Below are 19,278 nucleotides of genomic sequence, written 5' to 3'. Positions count from 1 at the left end.
TGACAGGCCACCGGCTCCACCTTCAAGTTCAGCGCCTTAGCGCGCTCGGAGAGCAGGGTGATATCGCCTATCGCGACGCTGCCCGGCGGCAGCGCGCCGCGCTCCGCCAGCATCAGCGTCAATTCCGGGCCGACGCCTGCCGGCTCGCCGGTGGTGATCGCCACCGGTAGAGGCTTGGACCCTGCTATACCCGCCTGCTGTGGCATTAGAGGCGAATGTCCACAAAGGCCTGGGAGCGAATCTCTTGCTGCCAGGCGCCCATTTCCTCGTTGGCGCGGCGCTGAAAAATCGCCTGGCGCACTTGCTCGCGGCGGGCCTCGTCGCTGACATCCTCACGGCGACGCTCCAAGACTTCGATCACATGGTAGCCAAACTGCGAGCGCACCGGCGCGGATACCTCCCCCGGTTCAAGCTCGCTCATCGCCTGCTCAAACGCCGGCACGGTTTGCCCAGGGCGTAGCCAGCCAAGCGAGCCGCCGCTCAGGGCGCTGCCACCATCGTCGCTCATGTCCCGCGCCACGGAGGCAAAGTCTTCGCCCTGCATGACCCGTTCTCGCGCTTGCAAAGCCCGCGCGCGCGCCTGCTCTTCGTCACGCGTGGGGTTGATCTCGACCAAAATATGCCGAACGCGTGTCTCTTCAATCATCGAGGTGTCGCCTGAAGAGGGTGACTGCTGGCTGAGAAAACGCTCGATATCGCGCTCGTCGACCGAGACCCGCTGACCGATCTGACGCTGCTGCACTTGGCGCATCAGCAACTCGCGGCGCACCTCTTCGCGCACTTGGGCAAGGCTTGTGCCATCCTCTTCGAGCCGGTCGGCGAAGGCCTCAAGCGACATGCCGTTGGACTCGGCGATGGCGCGCACCTGACGATTCAGCTCGGTCTCGTCGACGCTTAGGTTGGCGTCGCGGGCCATTTGTAGCTGAATCTCCTCGACCACCATGCGCTCCAGCACCTGCTCTTCAAGCTGCTCGCGCGGAGGCGGGGTACTGCCCTGCGCCTCGATCTGGTTGATTACGCGATCAAGGCGCTTTTCTAGCTCACTGTGCATAATCGCGCCGTCATTCACCACGGCAACGATACGGTCGAGGGTTTGGCGCTCACCCGAGGAGGGCGCTTGCTGCGCTTGAACCTTTGGTGCCACAAGGCCCGCGGCCCCCAAGCACAGCACCAAGGCGCTACCCATCGACAGGTGTTTCGCTCGATCTCGCCACATCTTTCTCATCATCATCTATATATCTCTTATCGTTACCCGGCCGCGCCTCTCGCCTTAAAGACCTATGGCTATGACAGATCTTACAGGGACGTTGGGCGATAGCCGGGAATAGTGCGTTCAAAGTAGCTGTCGGCCTCCTGGCCAACCCCGCCAAGACCGCGGAATACGAAGCGTAAAAACAGGCCACGGTCGTTAAAGTCGTCCTCTACGCGCGCCGTGTCATTGTCATCTAGCCACTGGCGCCAAACCAGCTGCAGCCCATAGCAGCAGTCGCTCCACTGCACACCCAATAGCTGCTCCAGCGGGCGTTCATTGGTTTGATCGTGAAGGTAACGGCCAATCAAATCAATCTGCGGGCTCGCCTTCCACGCCAGCGACACATCCCACTCTTCCCGCGCGTAGTCACGATAGCTGTCGTCACCGGGGACCAGGCTCGGGTCAAAGCCTTCGATCTCCCAGCGGTAGCCAAGGTTCGCTACGTGGCCGCGCGGATGGCGATAGGCGAGATCGACGCTTGAGCGCTCGGTCAATTCACGCTGATCATCGTAAAGCCACTCGACGCCGCTGCTCCAGCGCTCGTTGATTTGCCAATCAAGCCGTGTGACCCACGGTGAGCGGTCACGGGTGGCTTGGTAGTAGCTTTCCGGATTGACGTTGTTAGTCGGCGTCGCGCGTTCGGGCAAGGTGCTGTCATCGCCATCGATACCCACGCGGCGGTCGGCGAAATAGAGACTCTGCCCCACGCCCACACGCACGCTCTCTTGACTCGACTCACTCTCCAGAAACCGCGACTGCACGCCCAGCGATAGGCGGTTTAGATCGCCGACCCGATCGGTGCCGGAAAAGCGTTTGGCCGACCACAGCTGCCCCCACGAGAAGGCGCGTTCGCGGCTATCAAACTCGGGCAAATCAACCTGGTTGGTGCGCGGCACAAAAGCGTAATTAAGACGCGGCTCAAGCGTCTGGCGGTAGCTTCGACCGCCAAGATCCAGCTCGCGTTCAAAGATAAGCCCGCCATCGATGGAGCTGATCGCCACGCTACGGTCGGGCGATTTATCCAGTGTTGTGTCGCGGTTGCCATAATCCAGCGCGTAGGCGGTGTGCCACAGCTCGGTGCGCGGCTCCACATAGCCCCACGGACGCTCCAAGCGCCACCCCAATACCGGCGCTAGATGCACGCGGCTACCGGTGGCGGCTTCGCGCTCGGGCACTAGTGTTTCATCCACATCGCGCCAGAAGTAGGTGGCGTTACTGCTCCACTCGCTATAGAGCCCGCTCCCCTGCTGCCAGCGCGCTTGGGCGGTCAAACTGGGCAAGCGGTAGAAAGGCTTGTCGCTATCGCTTAGAGGGTCATCCAAGCGCTGATAGCCCTGAGCACGGGCATCCAAGCGCCAGCGCTCGCCCTGGTAATCCACCTGGGCCAAGCGCTCCATGCCGTGGCGGTCGCTGGAGCCAAACTCGCTGCCAAAGTCTTCAAAATAGCGCCCGTCGCTTGCCGCGCCGTAGCGTAGCTGGTAATCGCTGCGGTGATTGATACGGCCTTGGTGCCCTGCGTCGACATACCAGCGGTTTTCGCCGGTGTAGCGCCCCTCATCACCGCCGGAGCCGCCGTCATCGCTACTTAGCCATGCGCCTTCAATGCTACCGCGTCCGTGGCGCTCCAGCAGGTAACGATACTCGCCGCCAAGCAAAAAGCCACGGTCGCTGATCCAGCGCGGCGTCACGGTCGCATCTTGATGGGGGGCGATATTCCAGTAGAAAGGCTGCGTATAGTCGAGCTGGTCGCTGGAGAAACCGATGGTCGGGGAGAGCAACCCGGTATGGCGCCGGTCATCAATGGGAAAGCGCAGCCACGGCCAGTAAAACACCGGCACGTCCTGGATTTCCAAACGGGCGTTGCGCGCGCTACCAAAGCCGCTCGCCTGATCTAGGTAGATATCACTGCTGACCAGGTGCCAGGTGTTTTCACCGGGCTCGCAGGTGGTAAAGCGTGCGTCACGCAGGCGATACTGGGACTCCCCCACTTGCTCAAGTCGCTCGGCTTGGCCCCGCACGCGCTCCTGGTAAAGCACGAAATGGCTGTCAATGACCTCGCCACGCTCCTCCACCAGCGATAGCGTCGCCTCGGTGCCGCGTAAGAGCGCGCGTCCATCGCGTAGCGCGAAGGCCCCTTCGGCATCGAGGCGTTCGCGACTGGCCGGCACGTAGAGGTACTCGGCTTCAAGCTCCGCGTCCCCACGGCGCAGCACCACGTCGCCGCGCAGGATGGCTTCTCCGTCCGCCGCGTAGTCGGATTCGCTGGTTTCCACCTGCAACTCGCGCGGGTTACGGCCAGCAGGAAGGCGGTAGCCCGGCATGACGTAGCGCCCACGACACACGCGGTTGGCCGCCTCACTCTGCTCCCAGGCTTGCCAATCAAGCGCCCTCGCTGGTAGCGGCTCGCTCTGGGCGATCGCGGCGCTTGAAACACCCGCGAGCAGACCGCCGGCGAGCGTCAGCGGCGCGGTACGCAAAAATCGCTTGCCCATGTTCGTTATCCTTGGCATCGAGAATCGGTATTATACAGTTCGCATCATGCCCGACCAGCCAGGAGCTTGCATGTCCTCATCCCGGATAAACGCCCTTTTGAACTGGGCCGCGACACAGCACGATCTTTCCGCGCACGAGATTAACCTCGCGCCCGCCGGCGGCGACGCCAGTTTTCGCCGCTATTTTCGCCTCACGCTGCCAAGCGGCGAAACGCAAGTCATCATGGATGCCCCGCCCGAGCAGGAGGACGCCTCATCCTTTGTCGCCATCGCCCGGCAGTGGCGAGCGGCCGGGCTGCCCGTGCCCCGCATTCACGCCGCCGACCTAGCGGCGGGCTTTTTACTGCTCGATGACCTCGGCGAAACACCGCTGCAAACGCTTTTCACCGACGCTAAAGCGGTCCACGCCCATACCCATGACGCCTTATCCCTCATCGGCGCACTGCAAAACCGCGCCAACCCGGCCGCCCTGCCTGCCTTTGATGCAGCACTCCTCGGCCGGGAGCTGGATCTTTTCCCCGAATGGCATGTGCACGCCTGGCTTGGTCTACCGGTGCCGGATAGCTGGGGGGCGCTGCGTGCCGACCTGATCGAGCAGGCGCTCGCGCAGCCCGCGGTCACCGTTCACCGCGACTTCGATGCCATGAACCTGATGGTGCATCAGGACGCACTCTACATGATCGACTTTCAAGACGCCGTCGAAGGCCCCCTGAGCTATGACGCCATCTCGCTTTTACGCGGGCGCTACTGGCACTTTACGCACGACGACTTTAACGCCTTCATGGCCGCGTTTTACCAGCAGGCGCGCCGCGATGGGCGCCTATCAAGCGCCACCGATGAGGCGACGTTTCTGCGTCAGAGTCACGCAATAGCGGCACAGCGTTCGCTTAAAGTGCTGGGGATTTTTTGCCGCTTGACGCTGCGCGACGCCAAAAGCGGCTACCTCGAACGCTTGCCCGACTTTCTCGCCCACCTGGAAGCGAGCCTCGCGATGCTCCCCGAGCACGCCGACTTCGCCGCTTGGGTAACGCAGACGCTGCGCCCGGCGATTCAGCAAAAACTGAGCGCACACAGCGAACTGGAGCCTAGGCGATGAAAGCCATGATCCTGGCCGCCGGGCTTGGCAAACGCATGCGCCCGCTCACCGACACCTGCCCCAAGCCGCTGTTGCCGGTCGCGGGTAAGCCGCTGATCGTGCATCACCTGGAGCGCTTAAAGCGGGCCGGCTTCGAGGAGGTGGTGATTAACGTCAGTTACCGCGGCGAGCAGATCATCACAGCCCTCGGCGATGGCCAAGCGCTGGGGTTACGCCTGCACTTTAGCCAGGAGGAAACACCACTGGAGACCGGCGGTGGTATCCGTCAGGCACTCCCTCTACTGGGCGAGACACCGTTTCTATTGGTGAATGGCGATGTGTGGTGCGAGGCGTTTCCGAGACAGCTGACGCTTGCCGACGGTGATCTTGCCCACCTCATGCTGGTGGATAACCCCGATCATCACCCCGGCGGCGATTTTGCCTTACACAACGGCCGCGTTCGCGCCGAAGGGGAACCCAAACTCACCTTCTCGGGTTTGAGCGTGATGCATCCGGCCCTTGTCGCCGAGCACGCCCCCGGCGCCTTCGCATTGGCACCGCTGTTAAAAGCGGCCATGGCCAGTGATCGCGTCAGCGGGGAGCATTTTCGCGGCCGCTGGGTCGATGTCGGCACCCCGGAGCGGCTGAAACGACTCGACCAGGCGCTGCGTAACCGCGCCTAAACGCCTTTGGCAAAGCCGTCCGCAGCCAGGTGATTAAATGCTATGCTGCACGTCTCATAAGCACGGGCAAGAGGAGAACAACGTGAAAGCACGGGTTAAATGGACCGATGGTCGCCAATTTGTCACAGAATCCGGCAGCGGGCATAGCGTCGTGATCGATGGCCCGCCCGACCACGGCGGGCGCAATACCGGGCCTCGCCCCATGGAGATGCTGCTGATGGGCATGGGCGGCTGCACGGCGTTTGATATTCTCAATATCCTCGACAAGGCGCGCGCCGATGTGACCGACTGCGTGGCGGAGCTCGACGCCGAGCGCGCCGATAGCGTGCCGTCGGTCTTCACCAAGATACACGTTCACTTTGTCATCAAAGGGCGCGGGCTTAAAGAGAAACAGGTACAGCGCGCCGTCGAGCTTTCGGCTGACAAATACTGCAGCGCGTCTATCATGCTGGGCCAAGGTGGCGTTGAGATCACCCACTCATTTGAAATTGCCGAGGCCTAATCGCAGGCCGTTAGGTAACCCCTCTGTGAAAAAATTGCCTTGGCCGGGTGCATCACTGCCCTCGGCCGGGCATAATACGCGCGCTTGGTTCTACGGCTTTTTTACTCTGCCCTTGTGACCCATGCAAGTGACCCATATATAAGGGGGTTCGGTTCCGGCGCTGGCTCGTCGGGGTGTCTTCATCCGCCATAGGGAGGTTCGGACGTGTCAGATAATCTCCGACTCCACGGGTTTAACAACCTGACAAGCTCTTTGAGCTTCAATATCTACGACATCTGTTACGCCAAAACCGAAGAGCAGCGGTCTGCTTACATCGATTACATCGATGAGCTCTACAACGCGGAGCGTTTGACCCAGATCCTCAAGGACGTGACCAATATTATCGGCGCCCATGTGCTCAATATTTCACGCCAGGACTACGAGCCCCACGGCGCGAGCGTGACGATTCTGATCGCCGAGCACGAGCTTGACGAGACCAACCCTGGGCAGACAGAGCCCGGTCCTGGTCCGCTGCCGGAAACCGTGGTGGCGCATTTGGATAAAAGCCATGTCACCGTGCATAGCTACCCCGAATCGCACCCGGATAACGGCATCAGCACCTTCCGGCTGGATATCGATGTCTCAACGTGCGGCCATATCAGCCCGCTCAAGGCGCTGAACTACCTGATTCACAGCTTCGACTCCGACATCGTCACGGTGGATTACCGGGTTCGCGGTTTCACCCGCGACGTCGACGGTAAGAAGCTTTTCATCGATCACGAGATCACCTCGATCCAGGATTATTTGGCCGAGGACACCAAAGAGCAGTATCAGATGATCGACGTGAATGTGTATCAGGAGAACATGTTCCACACCAAGATGCTGTTGAAAGACTTCAACTTGGATAACTACCTGTTCGGCACGTCGCGTCGCGATATCACCTTCGAAGAGGCCCGCGATATCGAAAGCCGCCTGCGCAAAGAGATGTTAGAGATCTTCTATTCGCGCAATATGGACTAGGGTTGAATCCGCCGTAAAAAAACGCCGAGCCGACTCATGCGGGTTCGGCGTTTTTTTATGCCTAAGCGATGCTTAAGCGCCGTTCAATAGAGTTTTTCTTCCCCCTCGGGGCGGGTTTTAAAGCGTCGATGCAGCCAAAGATACTGCTCGGGATGGGTGCGGATCGCCTGCTCGATAAAGGCATTAATACGCGTGGCATCGCGCACGTCATCCCCGCTGGGGAAGTCGTCTAACGCGGGCAGCCATTCAACCGTATAGGTACGGTTATCCGGGTTACGGTGGAACATCAGCGGCACCACCGGCGCCCCGGTTAAGCGGGCAATTTTCATCGTGAGCTTAATGGTCGCGGCCTGCTGGCCAAAAAAGGGCGCGAAGACGCTCGCCTCGCGGCCAAAGTCTTGATCCGGCGAGTACCACACCGAGTGCCCCGCTTTTATCCGCCGCACCGCGGTGCGTAAGTCGTAGCGATCAATCAACTGGCCGAAATTACGCTGGCGCGCGCGCCTCATAAAGCGATCAAAAAGCGGATTGTTGTGCGGCCGATAGACCGCATCGGCGGAAAAAAACAGCGAATGCAGCGCGCCGCCAAGGTCCAGCGTCGAAAAGTGAACGCCGACAATCAGCACGCCTTTTCCCTGCGCCTCGGCCCGGGCGAGATGCTCCTCGCCGACACTCGCCACGCGGTGGCGACAATCCTCGGCATCACGACACCACCCCGTCGCCGTTTCGATCAAGCCGATGCCATTGGCCATGAAGATCTCTTTGACCAAGCGGCGCTGCTCATCGTCGTTTTTTTCAGGAAAGCACAGCGCCACGTTGGTTTGGGTAATGCGCCGGCGCCGCTTTGCCAGGCGCCAGGCCGCTAGCCCGATCGCCTTTCCCAACCCCATCTTGACCCGCCACGGCAGCCATGCCGCCAGGTACATGGCGCCAATGGCCAGCCACGTCGACCAGTAGCGGGGATGAGCAAAAGAGTGGGGGAAGCGCGATTTCGCCATGCGGTTAACTTCATGTTTAACGATAAAAAAATACCACCCGGCGGATTTTACCTCCCGGAGTAGCGCCGAGGCACCCGCGGCAGCATACCCGTGAGCAAGGTATAACTGATCGTGTCGCAGTGATGTGCGACCTCGTCGACCGACAGCACGGCGCCGTTTTGCGCCCTACCCCATAGCACCACCTCGCTGCCGATGGCCGCCTCGGGGTTATCCGTGACGTCCACGGTGAGCATATCCATCGAGACTTTGCCCGCCAGGGAGGCGCGCCTGCCCGCCACCAGCACCGGCGTACCGTCGATGGCGTGGCGGTCGTACCCGTCGCCGTAGCCCGCTGCGACCACGGCGATACGCGAACGCCGCGGGGCGCGAAAGCGTCCACCATACCCCACCGGCTCGCCTGCCGCGATTTCGCGCAGGGCGATAATCTCCGAGCGCAGCGTCATCACCGGCTTGAGCTGGCGCGTCAGCGCATTGGGGGTTTCCAGTGGGTCGCTGCCGTAGAGCATCACGCCGGGGCGATTCCAGGCGCCGTGGGCTTCCGGGCGCGCCAAGGTCGCGGGAGAATTGGCCAGGCAAAGCGGCGCATCAAGCTCAGTCGCTAAGCCGTTCAGGATCGCCATTTGTTGGGCAAAATAGCGGCTGTCAGTCGCATCCGCCGTCGCGAAGTGGCTCATTAAGTGGAGGGCGTCCACCTCCGGCATGGCGGCGAGGGTGCGCCACACGCTCGCCGCCTCGTCAGGCGCAAAGCCCAAGCGATGCATGCCCGAGTCCACTTTCAGCCATACAGGAATGGGCGCGCTTGGCGTAAACGCCTTAAGCGCTTGGACCTGCCACCGGCTGTGAACCGCCAACCACAGCCCATATTGATCCACCAGAGGGAGTTCATCAGCGGCAAAGATGCCTTCGAGAAGCACAATAGGGGTTTGAATGCCCGCTTCACGCAGTGTGATCGCCTCTTCCAAGCACGCCACGGCAAAGGCCGGCGCCTCGCTGGCCAATGCGCGGGCGCACGCCACCGCGCCGTGGCCGTAGGCATTCGCCTTAATCACGGCCACGGATTGGCTTTGGGGTGCGCAGGCGCAGGCAAGGCGATAATTATGACGCAGTGCGTCCAGGTCGATATCCGCTACCAACGGGCGCATGCGGGGTCTCGCTTATCATCGGTGGGTAAACGTGGGTTAAACTGTCGTCAGGTTAACTCTCGAAAATAGCGTCCAGCGACAGGCCCTTTTTCTCCAGGGCGCGGCGTAGCTTTTTCAAGGCTTCCACTTGGATTTGGCGCACACGCTCACGGGTCAGGCCGATCTCAGCGCCCACTTCTTCAAGGGTAGCGGCTTCATGGCCACGAAGCCCAAAGCGGCGAACGACCACTTCGCGCTGCTTTTCCGTTAATTCGCCCAGCCACTCATCCACGTGCTCTTTGACATCGCCGTCCACCAGCGAGGCTTCCGGGCCGTGATCCTCGTCATCGGTGAGCGTATCGATCAACGGCTTATCGCTATCGCCGCCCACGGGGTAATCCACCGAGGAGACGCGCTCATTAAGCCCGAGCATTTTTTTCACCGTCTCGACCGGTTTATCCAAGTGCTCGGCGATCTCTTCCGGCGTGGCTTCGTGGTCAAGCTTTTGGGTCAGCTCGCGCGCGGCACGCAGGTAGATATTGAGCTCTTTGACCACATGAATCGGCAGACGGATCGTGCGGGTCTGGTTCATCAGCGCGCGTTCGATCGTTTGCCGAATCCACCAGGTGGCGTAGGTGGAAAAACGAAAGCCACGCTCCGGGTCGAACTTTTCCACGGCACGAATCAGGCCCAAATTGCCCTCTTCGATCAGATCCAAAAGCGTCAGGCCGCGGTTCAAGTAGCGCCGTGCGATTTTCACCACCAACCGCAGGTTGGACTCGATCATTCTGGAGCGGCCAAGGGGGTCCCCGTTGCGCGCCAGGCGGCCGTAATAGACCTCCTCCTCGGGCGTTAAAAGCGGCGAGAAGCCGATCTCGTTGAGATAAATCTGCGTGGCATCCAGGCTCTGTTGCTGCTGGCGGCCTTCACGGCCAAGCGCCTTTTCAAACGCCTCTTCTTCGGCGGCCACCGCCTCGTCATCTACTTCATTTAGCGCTTCTTCCGCCGCGCTAAGGTCTACTTCCTGTAGATCTCGTTCCAGCATACTCATCGCCTCTACCCCCGTTATCTCATCTTTTTCCACTACCTGAACGCCAAGTATCTAAACGTCTAGGACATTGCGCGCCATAGACGCGTTTATTTTTTTATGGTTATAACAGAGTCGGATCACTTAACGTGATGGCAGGTACTCCAGGGGATCCTGTGGTTGGCCATCCTTACGCACCTCGAAGTGCAGTCTTACGTCTTCCGCGTCGCTATCGCCCATCGTGGCAATCGTTTCTCCCGCTTTTACCACGTCGTTTTCGCTAACGCGAAGGCTATCATTGTGCGCATAGGCGGTGAGAAATTCATCGTTGTGCTTTAGTAACACCAGGTTGCCGTACCCGCGCACGCCGCTGCCGGCGTAGACCACAATTCCCGGCCCGGCGGCTTTTACAGGTTGCCCCTTTTCCCCCGCGATATCAATCCCGGCAGTGATGCTTTGCCCTTCGCCATACGCCGTCACCACCTCACCTTCAGCCGGCCATTGCCACTCAATGGTGTCGGCGGGGGTATAGGTTCTGCCACTTCGATCCTCGCTCGGCGCGGGGCTCGCCGCGCTTTCGGACTCGGTTTCAGGCTCGGGCGGTGCCGTTTGCGGTTCTGGCTCTGGTTCTGGTTCTGGCTCTGGCGCTTGCTCGGCTTCAGGTTCCGCGTCCGCCGCTGGCTGCGTGGCGGGCTCGGGGTCGGGTGCTGGCTCATTGGACGCGACCGCGACACTTTCAGCGGCTTCCACCGCGTCACGCTCTGCGGCGAGGCGCTGGTTGCGCTCAATCGCCGACTCATCCGGCAACAGCCAATCCATCTCTTGTTCACTCGGCGCGACGCTTGCCTCGCCGCTTACGCCTAGCCCCGTGGCAACCGCCCCCTGAGAGGCGCGCGAGCCGCTCGCACGCTCTGGCTCTGGGGTGTCGCGACTGCCCCCCTCGCGCAGTTGAATGCTTTGCCCGGGATAGATGTTGTAAGGGGGCTTAATATCGTTCAGCGCGGCAAGGTCGCGATAATCCATATTGTGCTCCCAGGCGATGCCATAGAGCGTATCGCCCGCCTCCACGGTGTATTGCGGCGAGCTATCCACCGCGCGGCGCGCGTCACTTAAGTCACGCACTTGCGGGCCAGCGCCTTGCTGATTGGCACAGCCGGCAACGGCCAGAGCAAGCGCCGACATCATCAAAACCTTACGCATGCAATTCTTACTCCTTTTCAGCGCTACGTTGAGCGCCTCGTGACGTATTGGCGCCGATGGCATGGCGGTTGAGTGCAACAACCAACGCCGCCCCGAGCAGCATAAGCGCGATCACGCTACCCACCTGTGCCGAATCGCCGATCAGTACCGCGTAATCATCGGGCATCAAGTAGCGGTAAGCCAGCGGGATCATCTGTCCGTTAGAGCCAAGCTGATAGCTTACCAGCTCGCGCCAAGGCCAGAGAACCGGCAGCGAGCCAATGATAAAGCCTAACAGCAACTGCATGGTGGCGCCGTGATGGCGGGCCAAAAGCCACGACAATAGCCGCGAAAAGAGCGCAAGCCCCACGGCGCAGCCGGCGCCAAAAAGCACGATCACGCCCATATCGAAGCCTCGGATGGCCTGCATGATCGTGCCGTAAAGCCCCATGGTGAGAAGCAAGAAGCTACCCGACACCCCTGGAAGCAACATCGCGCTAATCGCGATCGCCCCAGCCACCGCAATGATCAATGACTCGTTGCCCAGCATCAGCACAAACGGCATCAGTGAAGGGAGCGCCTTGGCCAGCAAAAGCCCCGCGACCAAGGGCAGCACATACCAGAGCTTCCACCCGCGATGCGCCTGATGCACCACCAGCGCCGATGCCGCGACCAGCCCAAAAAAGAACCCATCCAGTAGCAGCGGCTGCGACTCCATCAACCACACGGCCAGATGCGCGACGCTCATCAAACTGACCCCCACGCCCAGCAGTAGTGGGAGTAAGAAGGCAAGATTGAGGTGCACAAACACCCCCTTGAGACCGCCTCGGCGCAGCGCGCCTAAGGCGGCGGGGCCGAACTGGCGAATGGTGTGAATCAGCTCCTCGTAGATACCGGTAATGAACGCAATGGTTCCTCCCGACACTCCCGGCACCGCATCGGCGGCGCCCATACCCGCGCCTTTAAAAAAGAGGCTAACCGTCTGGCGCTTCAATCCACCACTCCTTGCAACAGGGGAACAAACCGCACCGGCTCTAACCGGCGCTTGTCATAATCGTGACCGACGCGGCGCACCTGGGTTAACCACTGGGTGCCGTCGGCTTCTTCAAGAGGCGCAATCAACACACCCCCATCGCTTAGCTGCGCAAGCAGCGTCGGCGGCAGCGTTTGCGCGCAGGCGGTAAGCAAAATGACATCAAAAGGCGCCGCATGCGGCCAGCCGCTATTGCCGTCGGCCACCGCAAGGTGGGCGTTGGCGTCCAACCGCCTAAGGCGCTGGCTAGCGCGCTCGTGCAGGGCATAAATACGCTCAAGCGAATAGAGGGTAGGCACCAAGCGCGACAGCACCAGCGTTTGATACCCCGAGCCGGTACCCAGTTCCAGCACGCGGCGCGGCGCCTCGCGCAGGGTAAGCTCCGTCATGCGCGCCACGGTCAACGGCTGCGAGAGCGTCTGGTTAAAGCCAATCGGCAGCGCGGTGTCTTCATAGGCGCGGTGGGCAAGCGCCTCATCGACAAACAGGTGCCGTGGCGCGTCGGCCATCACGGCCAAGACTCGCTCATCGCGAATGCCCTGCTGGGCCAAGCGCTCGACCATGCGGTCGCGGGTGCGCTGCGAGGTCATGCCGCGACCGCGCAGCTCGATGGGAGAGAGTTCAGGCAAAGGCATCCAACCAATCCTGCACATCACCACGCGCGGGGTGGCGGGTTAAATCGGTCTGCAGCGGCGTAATGGAGACAAACCCCGCCTCCACGGCGGCGAAATCGGTATCCTCGCCGTCATCGGCATTGGCTCCTACCGCCGCGATCCAGTAGCGGGTCCGCCCGCGCGGGTCCTCGGTCGCCAGCGGCCTTGCCGCCGGGCCGCGATACCCCAACCGGGTGACGCGCACACCACGGATTTTTTCCCAGGGCAGGTCGGGCACGTTCACGTTCAGTAGCGTGCGCGGGGGCAGCGAGAGCTGATCCGCCGCGCCAACGAGGGTGGCGGCCATTTTCGCCGCAGTCTCAAAGTAGCGCTCGCCGCACAGCGACATGGCGATGGCGGACATGCCCAAGTTGCGCCCCTCCATGGCGGCGGCCACGGTGCCGGAGTAGAGCACGTCGTCACCCAGGTTGCTGCCGTGATTGATACCCGAGATGACCAGATCGGGCTTCTCGTCCCACACGCCGTTGACGCCGAGGTAGACGCAGTCGGCCGGCGTGCCGTCGACGCTGTAAAAGCCATTGTCCAGCGCGCTTAACAGCAGCGGCCGCGAGAGGGTCAGGGAGTTACTCGCTCCGCTGCGGTCGCGATCCGGCGCGACCACGCGCACTTTCGCGTGTGCCGTTAGCGCGTCGAACAGGGCGCGCAGGCCCGGCGCGTGGACGCCATCGTCGTTGGAAAGCAGCAGTCGCCGCATTGTTCTCTCCTTATGTTGAACCACCGGCCCGCCTGCTTAACCGCCGGCAAAGTCGGGGTGCGCGATCAGCTCGCTCAGCACCGCAGTGGCAAAACCGCCGCGCGGTAGCGAAAACGTTAGCACCGCGTGATCCGCTTCAATCCGCAGTTCGGGCTCACCCAGGCGCATCCGCAGGGCGCGCCGCGCCGGCTTGACGCCGCTGCGTGCAAGCCCGTCACACAGCAGCGGATGACGCTCGCCCACGCCCGCTTCAATACGCTGCGCGGGGGAGTCATCCGGCGCATAGCCTTTGCCCCACAACACCCCCGTGGGGTGAACATCCAGCGCCCTCGCCCGGGCGTTTAGGGTGTCATCCACCTGGTCGATCCGAAAAAGGCTCTGGGTGCCGTCAAGCATCAGCGTGTCGCCGGGCAGCGGCGTGTGCCAGTTATCCGTCGCGATCCGCTGACTCAAAAGCGCATTGAACAGAAAACTGCGCGCGCTGGAAAGCAGCATTCCTTGACGGTCATCACGCTTACGCCAACCGCGCGCCAGCACCGTTTCCGCGCGGGCAAGGTTCCGCCCGTTGGGGCCAAAGCGCTGCGGGCCAAAGTAGTTGGGCACGCCGCTGGCGCAGAGCGCCTCCCAGCGCGCGGGAAGCTCGCCGCTTGCCACGGCGTCACCGCTTAGGCGCAGGGTGAAACGGTTGGTCCTGTGCACACCGCGCTTTAACTTACGCGGATGGCGCGCCTGCGCCAATACCCGCACACTCACGGCGGCTAAACGCTCGGCAAGGTCCAAAGGCGCCTCGCGGCCCGGCAAGTGCACGCTCAACCACTGACGGGTAATCGCCATGCGGTCCTTCATGCCCGAGTAGCCGACCTCTCTTGGCGTCACGCCACACAGCTTGGCTAACGGTTTGACCACCTCCAAGGTGGTCTGGTTGCGCTTTTCGATATAGAGCCAAAGGTGCTCGCCGTGCGCTTCGGGAGTGAAATCGAGCTGCTCGTCGACGATAAAATCTTCCGGCGCGGCGCGATACTGCCCCGGCAGCGGCGGGCCGAAGGTGGCGTCCAGCGCGCGCGACCAAGCGGGCAGTCCGCTCATGCCCTACCCTGCCGGGTGAGAAGCACCACGGCTTCAGCGGCGATGCCTTCACCGCGCCCGGTAAACCCCAGGCGCTCGGTGGTGGTGGCCTTCACATTGACCTGCGAAAGCGACAGCGCCAAATCGTCGGCGATGACCGCGCGCATGGCGTCGATATGCGGCGCCATTTTCGGCGCCTGCGCCATGATCGTGGCATCCAGATTGGCGAGTTCCCAGCCGGCGTCCTGCACCAGCGCCCAAACCCGGCGGAGCAAATCGCGGCTATCCGCGCCCTTCCAGGCGTCATCGGTATCGGGAAAGTGGCGGCCAATATCGCCCAGCGCGCAGGCGCCCAACAGCGCATCGCACAGCGCGTGAAGCAGCACATCACCATCGGAGTGGGCGACAAAACCGTGGGTAAACGGCACGTGGACCCCACCGAGCATGACGTGATCGCCGGGGCCAAAACGGTGAACATCGAAGCCGTGGCCAATGCGCATGCAGTTCTCCTTTTTATGCTTGCCTTTTATGATTGCCTTTGACGACTGTCTTTTATGACGGCTTTTGCGTGCTAGCCTTTGGGTTATCGCCTGGGTGTTGGGGAGTGCGCTGCGCTGCCAAGATGGCCGCCGCGAGCGCCAAATCATCTGGGTGGGTGACTTTTAGGTTGTCGCGCCGGCCGCTGACCAGTTTGGGGGTATGGCCTAGCGCCTCGACGGCGGAGGCTTCGTCGGTCACAAGCGTCCCGCTCGCGCGCGCCTGCGAAAGCGCCCTGCGCAAAAGCCCGTAGCGAAACCCCTGCGGGGTTAGCGCGTGCCAGAGGCCATCGCGGGGCTCGGTGCGCGCGCTCATCCCCGCGCCACCAGCGCGCTTCATCGTATCGGCCACCGGCATCGCCAAAAGCGCCCCCCCCGGGTAGTGCGTAGCGGCTTTTTCGAGAGCGCGCACATCGGCGGCGCTGACACAGGGGCGCGCGACGTCGTGCACAAGCACGCCATCATCCTCGTCGGCGTCGATGGCTTCCAGGGCGTTGAGCACGCTATCCATCCGCTCGGCGCCACCGGGCACCCGCTGCCAATGCGAAAACGGCACCCACGCCGGATCAAACCAGCGATCTTCAGCATCGAGACAGAGCGCCAGGCGCGCGTGCGGCAGCGCGGCGTGCAGACGCGCTAGTGTTAACGCGAGAATGGGTTCCCCCCCAAGGGTAAGGTACTGCTTGGGCAGCGCCGCACCCATGCGCCTGCCCTGCCCGGCGGCGGGTACGATTAGCCAGGTAGTGGCGCTCATTCGCTGAGCTCCGCAACCGGCGCCACCAGCCCGGCATTGATTTCAACCAACTCCGGCTCGATGGCGACACCCGGCACCCAGAAGAACTGCTCGTCCGCCCGCACCATGCCCATGTCGCTGCGGGCGCGCTCCTCGATCGCGGCGAGCCCCTGCTTGAGGTCGGTTACCTCGGCGGCGAGCCGCGCGTTGCGATCGCGCAGCGGCGCGTTGATGGCCTCCTGCGTGGCCACCCGCGCCTCTACCGCTTGAAGGTCGTACCAGCCGCCGGTGCCCCACCACAGTTGGTACTGCAAAAGCAGCAACAAAAGCGTCAAGCCCACCGCGAGCCACTTCCGAAAAGGCCAGCCTTGTATCGCGCTACCGTTCGTTTCGCTACTCACCGCACCGCCTGCTGATCAAAGTTACATGGAAAAGTTACGTGAAATGGCAAGTCAAATACCGCGCCGCATTATGCCACCAAGCACCCGGCGCAGCGAGCCGCGCTTTCTCTTCTCTCTTCACATCTCTACCTCTAACCATCACGCTATTTATCCTCGCGCTTGAAGGGGAGTGCTGCGTTCGCTGCCTCTCGGTAGGCCGCCACGTGCTCGGCCTCCTCCGCGCAGAACCGGGCAACGCCGGCGGAAAGCCCAGGGTGAGCAAAATAGTGCAGCGAGCAAAGCCGCTGCGGGTGAAAACCCCGCACCAGTTTATGCTCGCCCTGGGTGCCGGGGTCAAAAAGCGTCAGCCCCTGCTCCAGGCAGTACTCGATCCCTTGGTAGTAGCACGCCTCGAAGTGGAGGCAATCGGCGATCACTTCACTGCCCCAGTAGCGCCCGTAAAGGCTTTGCGTGCCACGAAAATAGAGCGCCGCCGCGACCGGGCGCTCGCCCACCCGGGCCTGCACCAGCAGCAGCGACTCGGGCATGGTGCGCCTAAGGCGCTGGAAAAAGTCGCGGTTGAGATACGGCGGACGCCCGCGCTCGTGATAGGTACGGGTATAGCAGCGGTAGAAGTGCGAAAGCGCCTCCGCCGTGATGGCCTCGCCCTCCAAGCGGTGCAGTGTAATACCCTGCTCGGCGACAATGCGCCGCTCGCGCTTGATCATCTTGCGCCGTTTCGCGGTCAGCGTGGCGAGAAAGCCATCGAAATCGCCAAAGCGCGCGCCCTCCTGCCCCGCGTCGCGCCACTGAAACTGCACCCCCTCGCGGGCGATGAGCTCAGGGCACAGCGCCTGCCAGGCCGCCACGTCCTCCTGGGCACTAAAGAGCAGATGCCAGCTCGAAAGCCCTTCGTCATCGCACAGCCGGCGCCAGCCGTGCGCCAGCGCTTGGCGCACGGCCGCTGCATCGCTTTCCGGGGCGACCAGGGTGCGCTGCCCCGGCACCGGTGTGTAGGGGATCGCGCTTAGCGCTTTCGGGTAATAACGCCCGCCGGCGCGCTCCAAGGCATCGGCGAAGGTCCAGTCGAAGACGTACTCCCCGTAAGAGTGGTGCTTGCGATAAAGCGGCAGCGCGCCCACTAAATCCTCCCCTTGCCACACCACCAAGTGCGCCGGCTCCCAGCCGGTCGCCGCGCTCACCGAGCCGCTCGCCTCCAGGGCGTGAAGATAGGCGTGGCGTAAAAACGGCTGGTCCGGATCGACCAGGTGATCCCATTGGCTTGCGGTCACGTGTGCCATGCCGGGTAGAATAGTGCCCACAAGCGGCGATGAATCGGACGACAGCGTGAGTGAGGGCATAGCACCTCCAAGATTGACTAAGATACGAACAGCGCCGCGAACCCTCTACACTAGCGGAATGCCCGACTGGATTCACCTGGAGACGCGCCGATGCCGCACACCCCCCACCAACCGCTTCAACACGGCTTTGACCTCCAGCGCCAGGCCGCTCGGAAGGCGCCCTTCCCGAGCCTGGCCGCGCGTCGCGACCGGCTTTTGCGCTTGGCGCGCATGACCAAGCGCCACCAGCGCGAGATTATCGCCGCGATTACCCAGGACTTCGGCCAGCGCAGCGAGAGCGAGATTCGCTTGGCGGAAACCGGCGCCGTGATTCAGGCCGCCGGCTACGCAAGACGCAAACTCAAACGCTGGATGCGCCCGCGCCGAGTGGGCGTGTCGTGGCGGCTGCTCCCCGCGCGAGCGCGTATCGCGCCCCAGCCGCTGGGGGTGGTGGGCATTTTGTCCCCTTGGAACTACCCTTGGAGCCTGGCGCTGCTGCCCGCCATCGACGCCATCGCCGCGGGCAATCGCGTCATGCTCAAACCCAGCGAGCACACGCCGGCGACCAGTGCGCTTCTGGCTGAACTGGTGTCGCGCTACTTCGACCCGGACGAGTTCTGCGTGATCCAAGGCGGCGCCGACACCGCCCAGGCTTTCAGCGCCTTGGCGTTTGATCACCTGCTGTTCACCGGCGCCACCGCCGTCGGCCGTGAGGTCGCCAAGGCCGCGGCCGCCAATTTGACCCCCACCACGCTTGAACTCGGGGGGAAATCGCCGGCCCTCGTCGCTGGGGATGCCGACCTTGACGCTGCCGCCGAAGCAATCATTTTCGGTAAAGGCTTCAATGGCGGCCAAACCTGTATCGCACCCGACTACGTGCTGGTCGAAAGTCGCCGCTTAGACGCCCTGCTCCACGCCCTTGAAACCGCCACGGCCAAGCAGCGCCCGGATGCCCGCGACGCCACCGCGCCGCTTTCGGCTCACCACCGCCAGCGCGTTGATGCGCTGCTTGACGAGGCGCGTGATCACGGCTGCCGGGTGATGGACCCGGGCGAACACGCGCCGGCCTTGGTGGTGGACCCCAACCAGGACCTTGCGCTGATGCAGGAGGAGATTTTTGGCCGCGCGCTACCGGTGATAAGCGTTAAAGACATCGACGCCGCGATTGGCTATATTACCGCCCGCCCGCATCCGCTCGTGCTCTACGCCTTTACCCGCGACAGCGGGCTGCAGCGTCGTTTGATGGGCGAAACACGCTCCGGGGCGCTGGTATTTAACGCCACACTTTTGCATCACGCCGTGCCCGGCCTGCCGTTTGGCGGCGTTGGCGCAAGCGGCCATGGGGCGTATCACGGCCGCCACGGGTTTGAGCGTTTTAGTCATCGGCGCGGGGTGTTTTACCAGGCGAAGCGCACGCCAACCGTCCTTATTCGTCCACCTTATCGGCGCTGGTTACTCAAGCTGCTCGGCTACTAGACGCGGCCGACGCGCGACC

The 19,278-nt window shown here is 62.5% G+C and carries 19 protein-coding genes and 1 pseudogene; 5 read left to right on the top strand and 15 right to left on the bottom strand.

Annotated features, from left to right (window positions below; genetic code table 11):
* The 3 genes and pseudogenes from BQ9846_RS16430 to BQ9846_RS01140 all read right to left on the bottom strand — a co-directional run.
* A pseudogene (locus BQ9846_RS16430) lies at nucleotides 1-206 on the bottom strand (4-hydroxythreonine-4-phosphate dehydrogenase PdxA); the annotation flags it as partial.
* Nucleotides 206-1,231 (bottom strand): peptidylprolyl isomerase, encoded by a 1,026-nt coding sequence (locus tag BQ9846_RS01145; protein ID WP_075878787.1) that lies wholly within the window; start codon nucleotides 1,229-1,231, stop codon nucleotides 206-208. The gene BQ9846_RS01145 and the pseudogene BQ9846_RS16430, both read right to left, overlap by 1 nt.
* Before the next feature lie 65 nt (nucleotides 1,232-1,296).
* Entirely contained in the window at nucleotides 1,297-3,744 is a 2,448-nt protein-coding gene (locus BQ9846_RS01140; RefSeq protein ID WP_075878786.1) for an LPS-assembly protein LptD, read from the bottom strand.
* Nucleotides 3,745-3,814: 70 nt separating this feature from the next.
* Between BQ9846_RS01140 and BQ9846_RS01135 the strand changes: the two genes are divergently transcribed.
* The 4 genes from BQ9846_RS01135 (at nucleotide 3,815) to speD (ending at nucleotide 7,003) form a co-directional block, all read left to right on the top strand.
* The gene (locus tag BQ9846_RS01135) at nucleotides 3,815-4,840 is read left to right on the top strand and encodes an aminoglycoside phosphotransferase family protein (RefSeq protein WP_075878785.1); all 1,026 of its coding nucleotides are present in this window, start codon (nucleotides 3,815-3,817) and stop codon (nucleotides 4,838-4,840) included.
* Nucleotides 4,837-5,502: an N-acetylmuramate alpha-1-phosphate uridylyltransferase MurU gene (gene murU, locus BQ9846_RS01130; protein WP_075878784.1), complete on the top strand. Its 666-nt coding sequence runs from the start codon at nucleotides 4,837-4,839 to the stop codon at nucleotides 5,500-5,502. Before BQ9846_RS01135 ends, murU begins: the two co-directional genes overlap by 4 nt.
* Nucleotides 5,503-5,584: 82 nt before the next feature.
* A complete protein-coding gene (locus BQ9846_RS01125) occupies nucleotides 5,585-6,004 on the top strand; it encodes an OsmC family protein (RefSeq protein WP_075878783.1) in 420 nt (139 codons plus the stop codon).
* 204 nt (nucleotides 6,005-6,208) lie between these two features.
* Nucleotides 6,209-7,003: an adenosylmethionine decarboxylase gene (speD, locus tag BQ9846_RS01120; RefSeq protein WP_075878782.1), complete on the top strand. Its 795-nt coding sequence runs from the start codon at nucleotides 6,209-6,211 to the stop codon at nucleotides 7,001-7,003.
* 83 nt (nucleotides 7,004-7,086) lie between these two features.
* On the opposite strand, the gene lpxL is transcribed toward speD, so the two are convergent.
* The 12 genes from lpxL to BQ9846_RS01060 form a co-directional block, all read right to left on the bottom strand.
* A complete protein-coding gene (gene lpxL, locus BQ9846_RS01115) occupies nucleotides 7,087-8,001 on the bottom strand; it encodes an LpxL/LpxP family Kdo(2)-lipid IV(A) lauroyl/palmitoleoyl acyltransferase (RefSeq protein WP_075878781.1) in 915 nt (304 codons plus the stop codon).
* A 47-nt stretch (nucleotides 8,002-8,048) separates the two neighbouring features.
* Nucleotides 8,049-9,143, bottom strand: coding sequence for an alanine racemase (gene alr, locus BQ9846_RS01110; protein ID WP_075878780.1), 1,095 nt, complete (start codon nucleotides 9,141-9,143; stop codon nucleotides 8,049-8,051).
* A 52-nt stretch (nucleotides 9,144-9,195) separates the two neighbouring features.
* On the bottom strand, nucleotides 9,196-10,173 hold the full coding sequence (rpoS, locus tag BQ9846_RS01105; RefSeq protein ID WP_075879448.1) for an RNA polymerase sigma factor RpoS: 978 nt from the start codon (nucleotides 10,171-10,173) through the stop codon (nucleotides 9,196-9,198).
* A 120-nt stretch (nucleotides 10,174-10,293) separates the two neighbouring features.
* Nucleotides 10,294-11,349, bottom strand: a complete 1,056-nt coding sequence (locus tag BQ9846_RS01100) for a peptidoglycan DD-metalloendopeptidase family protein (RefSeq protein ID WP_075878779.1) — start codon at nucleotides 11,347-11,349, stop codon at nucleotides 10,294-10,296.
* 7 nt (nucleotides 11,350-11,356) lie between these two features.
* Entirely contained in the window at nucleotides 11,357-12,322 is a 966-nt protein-coding gene (locus BQ9846_RS01095) for a DUF368 domain-containing protein (RefSeq protein ID WP_075878778.1), read from the bottom strand.
* A complete protein-coding gene (locus BQ9846_RS01090; RefSeq protein WP_075878777.1) occupies nucleotides 12,319-12,996 on the bottom strand; it encodes a protein-L-isoaspartate(D-aspartate) O-methyltransferase in 678 nt (225 codons plus the stop codon). Before BQ9846_RS01090 ends, BQ9846_RS01095 begins: the two co-directional genes overlap by 4 nt.
* The gene (gene surE, locus BQ9846_RS01085; RefSeq protein WP_075878776.1) at nucleotides 12,983-13,729 is read right to left on the bottom strand and encodes a 5'/3'-nucleotidase SurE; all 747 of its coding nucleotides are present in this window, start codon (nucleotides 13,727-13,729) and stop codon (nucleotides 12,983-12,985) included. The genes BQ9846_RS01090 and surE overlap by 14 nt, the downstream gene beginning before the upstream one ends.
* Nucleotides 13,730-13,765: 36 nt before the next feature.
* Entirely contained in the window at nucleotides 13,766-14,815 is a 1,050-nt protein-coding gene (truD, locus tag BQ9846_RS01080) for a tRNA pseudouridine(13) synthase TruD (protein WP_075878775.1), read from the bottom strand.
* Nucleotides 14,812-15,294, bottom strand: a complete 483-nt coding sequence (gene ispF / locus BQ9846_RS01075; protein ID WP_075878774.1) for a 2-C-methyl-D-erythritol 2,4-cyclodiphosphate synthase — start codon at nucleotides 15,292-15,294, stop codon at nucleotides 14,812-14,814. Before ispF ends, truD begins: the two co-directional genes overlap by 4 nt.
* 52 nt (nucleotides 15,295-15,346) lie before the next feature.
* Nucleotides 15,347-16,084, bottom strand: coding sequence for a 2-C-methyl-D-erythritol 4-phosphate cytidylyltransferase (ispD, locus tag BQ9846_RS01070; RefSeq protein WP_075878773.1), 738 nt, complete (start codon nucleotides 16,082-16,084; stop codon nucleotides 15,347-15,349).
* On the bottom strand, nucleotides 16,081-16,464 hold the full coding sequence (gene ftsB, locus BQ9846_RS01065) for a cell division protein FtsB (RefSeq protein ID WP_235818881.1): 384 nt from the start codon (nucleotides 16,462-16,464) through the stop codon (nucleotides 16,081-16,083). The genes ispD and ftsB overlap by 4 nt, the downstream gene beginning before the upstream one ends.
* Before the next feature lie 143 nt (nucleotides 16,465-16,607).
* Complete coding sequence (locus BQ9846_RS01060; protein ID WP_075878772.1) at nucleotides 16,608-17,804, bottom strand: GNAT family N-acetyltransferase; 1,197 nt, start codon at nucleotides 17,802-17,804, stop codon at nucleotides 16,608-16,610.
* A gap of 90 nt (nucleotides 17,805-17,894) precedes the next feature.
* On the opposite strand from BQ9846_RS01060, the gene BQ9846_RS01055 reads away from it, so the two are divergent.
* Nucleotides 17,895-19,259: an aldehyde dehydrogenase family protein gene (locus BQ9846_RS01055; protein WP_075878771.1), complete on the top strand. Its 1,365-nt coding sequence runs from the start codon at nucleotides 17,895-17,897 to the stop codon at nucleotides 19,257-19,259.
* Nucleotides 19,260-19,278: the final 19 nt, after the last annotated feature.

Source organism: Vreelandella massiliensis (genome assembly GCF_900155385.1).
GTDB classification, from domain to species: domain Bacteria; phylum Pseudomonadota; class Gammaproteobacteria; order Pseudomonadales; family Halomonadaceae; genus Vreelandella; species Vreelandella massiliensis.
Note: the sequence above shows the minus strand (reverse complement) of the source record. Positions and strands in the feature narration are given on the sequence as shown.

Coding starts and splice junctions, on each gene's coding strand:
- BQ9846_RS01055 (WP_075878771.1), top strand. CDS start 17,895: ATGCCGCACACCCCCCACCAACCGCTTCAACACGGCTTTGACCTCCAG.
- BQ9846_RS01090 (WP_075878777.1), bottom strand. CDS start 12,996: ATGCCTTTGCCTGAACTCTCTCCCATCGAGCTGCGCGGTCGCGGCATG.
- lpxL (WP_075878781.1), bottom strand. CDS start 8,001: ATGGCGAAATCGCGCTTCCCCCACTCTTTTGCTCATCCCCGCTACTGG.
- rpoS (WP_075879448.1), bottom strand. CDS start 10,173: ATGAGTATGCTGGAACGAGATCTACAGGAAGTAGACCTTAGCGCGGCG.
- BQ9846_RS01140 (WP_075878786.1), bottom strand. CDS start 3,744: ATGGGCAAGCGATTTTTGCGTACCGCGCCGCTGACGCTCGCCGGCGGT.
- ispD (WP_075878773.1), bottom strand. CDS start 16,084: ATGAGCGCCACTACCTGGCTAATCGTACCCGCCGCCGGGCAGGGCAGG.
- alr (WP_075878780.1), bottom strand. CDS start 9,143: ATGCGCCCGTTGGTAGCGGATATCGACCTGGACGCACTGCGTCATAAT.
- ispF (WP_075878774.1), bottom strand. CDS start 15,294: ATGCGCATTGGCCACGGCTTCGATGTTCACCGTTTTGGCCCCGGCGAT.
- BQ9846_RS01135 (WP_075878785.1), top strand. CDS start 3,815: ATGTCCTCATCCCGGATAAACGCCCTTTTGAACTGGGCCGCGACACAG.
- BQ9846_RS01145 (WP_075878787.1), bottom strand. CDS start 1,231: ATGATGATGAGAAAGATGTGGCGAGATCGAGCGAAACACCTGTCGATG.
- truD (WP_075878775.1), bottom strand. CDS start 14,815: ATGAGCGGACTGCCCGCTTGGTCGCGCGCGCTGGACGCCACCTTCGGC.
- BQ9846_RS01060 (WP_075878772.1), bottom strand. CDS start 17,804: ATGCCCTCACTCACGCTGTCGTCCGATTCATCGCCGCTTGTGGGCACT.
- murU (WP_075878784.1), top strand. CDS start 4,837: ATGAAAGCCATGATCCTGGCCGCCGGGCTTGGCAAACGCATGCGCCCG.
- surE (WP_075878776.1), bottom strand. CDS start 13,729: ATGCGGCGACTGCTGCTTTCCAACGACGATGGCGTCCACGCGCCGGGC.
- BQ9846_RS01100 (WP_075878779.1), bottom strand. CDS start 11,349: ATGCGTAAGGTTTTGATGATGTCGGCGCTTGCTCTGGCCGTTGCCGGC.